Origin of the sequence: Kitasatospora sp. NPDC059648 (genome assembly GCF_042734825.1) — a bacterium.
GTDB lineage: Bacteria > Actinomycetota > Actinomycetes > Streptomycetales > Streptomycetaceae > Kitasatospora.
Map to the genome: position 1 here is coordinate 1 of NZ_JBHWDU010000200.1, position 3,528 is coordinate 3,528.

Here is a 3,528-nt window from a genome sequence, read left to right on the forward strand (position 1 = left end):
ACGCGTCCCCACCGACGACAACGACTGACAGCGAGACCACGACTGGCCCTCAACTGAACCGTTGGAACCGGCCCGTTTTCAGCCGTCGCCGACAGACACCCTCACTACCCTCGCCGAGCGGGCCAAGGCCGCTGAAGATCACGCATCCCAGGCCGCAGCCCAAAGCCGTGAGCAATTGCGAGCTGACGTTGAACGAGCCCGCAAAGACGCCCAAGCCCAAGCCGCCAAGCTGCAAGAATCAGCGCGCGGTACCGAAGCGAAGATGTCGCAGTGGTGGGCCGAGATGCAGCAGAACTGGCGTGAGCACACGGCCAAGGTGAGCAACGACATCCAGGCCCGCAAGCAGGAGCACGATGCGGCCCGCGCAGCCCGCGCGGCCGACCGGGCCGAGGCGGATGCGAACGCCGCGATCGAATTCGCGCTGGCTGCCGTCGAAGAAGCCGAGTACGCAGTCCTCGATGCTCGACTTGCCCGACTGGAAGCCGACGAGAAGAGCTCGAAAGTTTGATGGCCGGCCGGCCAGCCAGCCAGCCAGCCAGCGGCCGCCGTGCCCTTGCCCCAGGTGCAACAGGGCCGGATCTGCTGGTATCACTGCGGTGACCTGCGGCCAGTTTGCTGGCCGCGGCTGATGTCCGAGTTGGGCGAGCAGCGCATTCTGAGCCGTGAAGTCCAGGGGACCTGGCTGGAAGGCCGGATCCCTGCGACATGCCGTACCCCCTCTCTGTCAGCCCTGGGTGAGCGTACTGGTCCGGGACGCGCTCGCATGACGGAAGAGCGGACCCGTCTGCCCGCATCAGTTGGTCGGATGAAGCGGCGGTGCCCGCCAGAGCACCGCCCCGGGCCTGAGCCCGCCGACGAGGAGCCGACATGACCAAGGCCGGATCCGCCTGGGCGACCGGCTGTGAGTGAACGCCCTGGCATCATTCCGCTCTCTGTCGCCGCCGGAGGTGCTCCGGTCGCGGCACCGGTGATCGACGTTCCGCCGCCACGCCACGTGCGCCGGGCGGCCGATCTGCTGCGGCTGCTCGTCTCCGGCGCCGTGCTGGTGGTGACGGTGCTGTCGGCCGTCGCGGCGTTCGCGTCCACCCGTAGGATGCAGCAGGGGCTGCTCGACGCGGCGACCGCGCTGCCGCCGGGATTGCGCGACGGTGTCGTCGGAGCGGTGCAGGTGGTCGCCATCGTCGCGCCGGTGGTGGCCCTCGGCGTGTTGATCCTCCGGCGGCGGGGGGACGCGATCCTGAGGATCGTGCCGGCAGCGGCGCTGGGCGCGCTGCTTTCATGGTCCATTACCCACCTGGCCCTGGCGCGCAGCAGACCGGACCTGTGGCCGCAGGTGCTGGTGGGGCGAGGCTCGCTGCTGCATGCCGGCTGGCCGTCGGCAGCGTACCTGGCCGCCTGCGCGGCGGCGGTCATCGCGGCAGGCCCTTGGCTGGAGGCGCGTCTGCGGCGGACGTGGTGGACGCTGACCGTCGTGTGCGCCGGGCTGAGCGTCGCGGCCGCCGCGATCATGCCGCTGGAGGCAGTCGCCGCGCTCGCCGCGGGAGGTGTGGCCGGATCTGCCGTGCTGCTGCTGGCCGGAGGCCCGGCGGACCGGCCGGCCCCGCAGGCGGTCGCCGACGCACTCGTCGCGTGCGGGATCCCGCTCGCCGCCCTGCGGGCCACACCGTCACCTGGTCGACGCCCGGGGGAAGGGGTCGGCTACGGCGCCGAGACCACCGCCGGCGCGCGGCTCGCGGTACAGGTGCTCGGCCCCGAGGACCGCAACCGCGATCTCTTCCACCGGCTGGCCCGGCTCGCGCTGCTGCGCCACTCCGACGACACCGGCGCGCACACCCCACTCCCCGCGGTCGAGCATGAACTCCTCATGCTCGTGTTCGCAGGCCGTACCGGCGCCCGGGCGGCCGAGCCGGTGATCGCGTACCCGGTGGTCAGGGGCGGCGCACTCCTGGCGACGATCGAGCACGCTGGGCGTCCGCTGTCCGCGGTCCCGGTCGAGGAGATGACCGACCAGATGCTCGCTGGGGTATGGACGTCCGTGGCCCGCCTCCAGAAGCACCGGCTGGCGCACCGGGCGCTGCGCCCCGAACACATCCTCGTCGAGCCGGACGGTGCGTCCCGGCTCATCGCGTTCGCGCGCGCCCGGCTGGGCGCCACACCCGACGCGCTCGGCAGCGACATCGCCGAACTGCTGGCCACCACCGCGACACGCGTCGGGGCGCCGCGCGCCACCCGGTGTGCGCTGGTCGGACTCGGCCCGCGGCTGCTGGCGACCGCCCTGCCCTACCTGCAGCCGCTCGCACTGCTCGGCCCCGCCCAGCGCGAGGTCGCCCGGTACGACCAGGCCCGCGCGCGGGCGGCGGGAGCGGGTGCCAAGCGGCGCGCGGTGCGCCCCGGCGGCCGCCCGAGCCTGCTGCGTGACCTCTCTGCCGAAGTCGTGGAGGCGACCGGCGCCGAGCCGACTCCCCTCGCGCACCTCGCGCGCTTCACCTGGAAGAGCATCCTCGGCCTCGTCGGCGCGTTCCTTGTCCTTCACCTGCTGCTGCCGCAGCTCGCCAGCGCCCCGGCGGTGGTGGCCGCATTGCGCCAGGCCGACTGGTGGTGGGTGCTCGCCGTACTACCCGTCACCTTCATCTCCCAGGTGTTCTCCAGCTACCTGCAAATGGGCACCATTCCGGCCAAGTTGCCCTTCGGCCCCACGTATGAGGTGCAGTTCGCCAGTTCGTTCCTAAACCGCATCACCCCGAACAACGTCGGCGGCATGGCTCTCAACCTGCGCTACCTGCAGAAGACGGGGATCGAGACGGGGGCCGCCACGGCCTCTGTCGGCCTGCAGAGCCTCGCCAACGCCGTCTCCAACGCCGCGCTCGCCGCCTGGTTCTTCGCCTGGGCCGGACGGCACCACACCGGAGCGCACCTGCACCTGTCTGCAAGCCGGTATGTGCTGCCGGCCATCGCCCTGACCCTCGCGGCCTGCGGTCTGCTCGGTATCACCCCAGCCGGCCGGCGCTTCCTGCACGAGAAAGTGTGGCCGTTCCTGCGCGCGGCGGCCTCAACCGTGACCGGGGTCGCCTCCGACCCCGCCAAACTGGCTCTCCTCGTCACCGGCGCACTCGGTCTGCCCCTCATCCAGGTCGTCGGACTCGCGCTGAGCGTGCACGCGTTCGGCGGCGATCTCCCCTTCGTCCAGGCCGGCGCCGTCTACATGGCAGCACGCCTCGTCGCCAACGCGGCTCCTGTCCCCGGCGGACTGGGCGCCCTTGAAGCCGGCCTCATCGCCGGTCTGACCATGCTCGGCGTCACGGCCGGCGCAGCCACCTCCGCCGTGCTCGTGTACAGGCTCCTCACCTTCTGGCTGACCGTCCCGCTGGGCGCCCTGGCCCTGCGCGCGGTACGGCGCAAGGACTACGTCTGACGCCGCTGCCGTCGCCGGCTAAAAGATCGTTTCAGAATGACTTTCGAAGGCGCCGGAGGCAGATGATGCTGCAGGCGAGATCGAGTAGTCCCTGGTGGAGATCGGCGCGTCGCTCG

General features: G+C 71.5%; 2 protein-coding genes. Both read left to right on the forward strand.

Annotated features, from left to right (window positions below; genetic code table 11):
- Nucleotides 1-61: 61 nt before the first annotated feature.
- On the forward strand, nucleotides 62-508 hold the full coding sequence (locus tag ACFV1W_RS40350) for a hypothetical protein (RefSeq protein ID WP_380422530.1): 447 nt from the start codon (nucleotides 62-64) through the stop codon (nucleotides 506-508).
- Nucleotides 509-967: 459 nt separating this feature from the next.
- Nucleotides 968-3,412: a flippase-like domain-containing protein gene (locus ACFV1W_RS40355; RefSeq protein ID WP_380422532.1), complete on the forward strand. Its 2,445-nt coding sequence runs from the start codon at nucleotides 968-970 to the stop codon at nucleotides 3,410-3,412.
- Nucleotides 3,413-3,528: the final 116 nt, after the last annotated feature.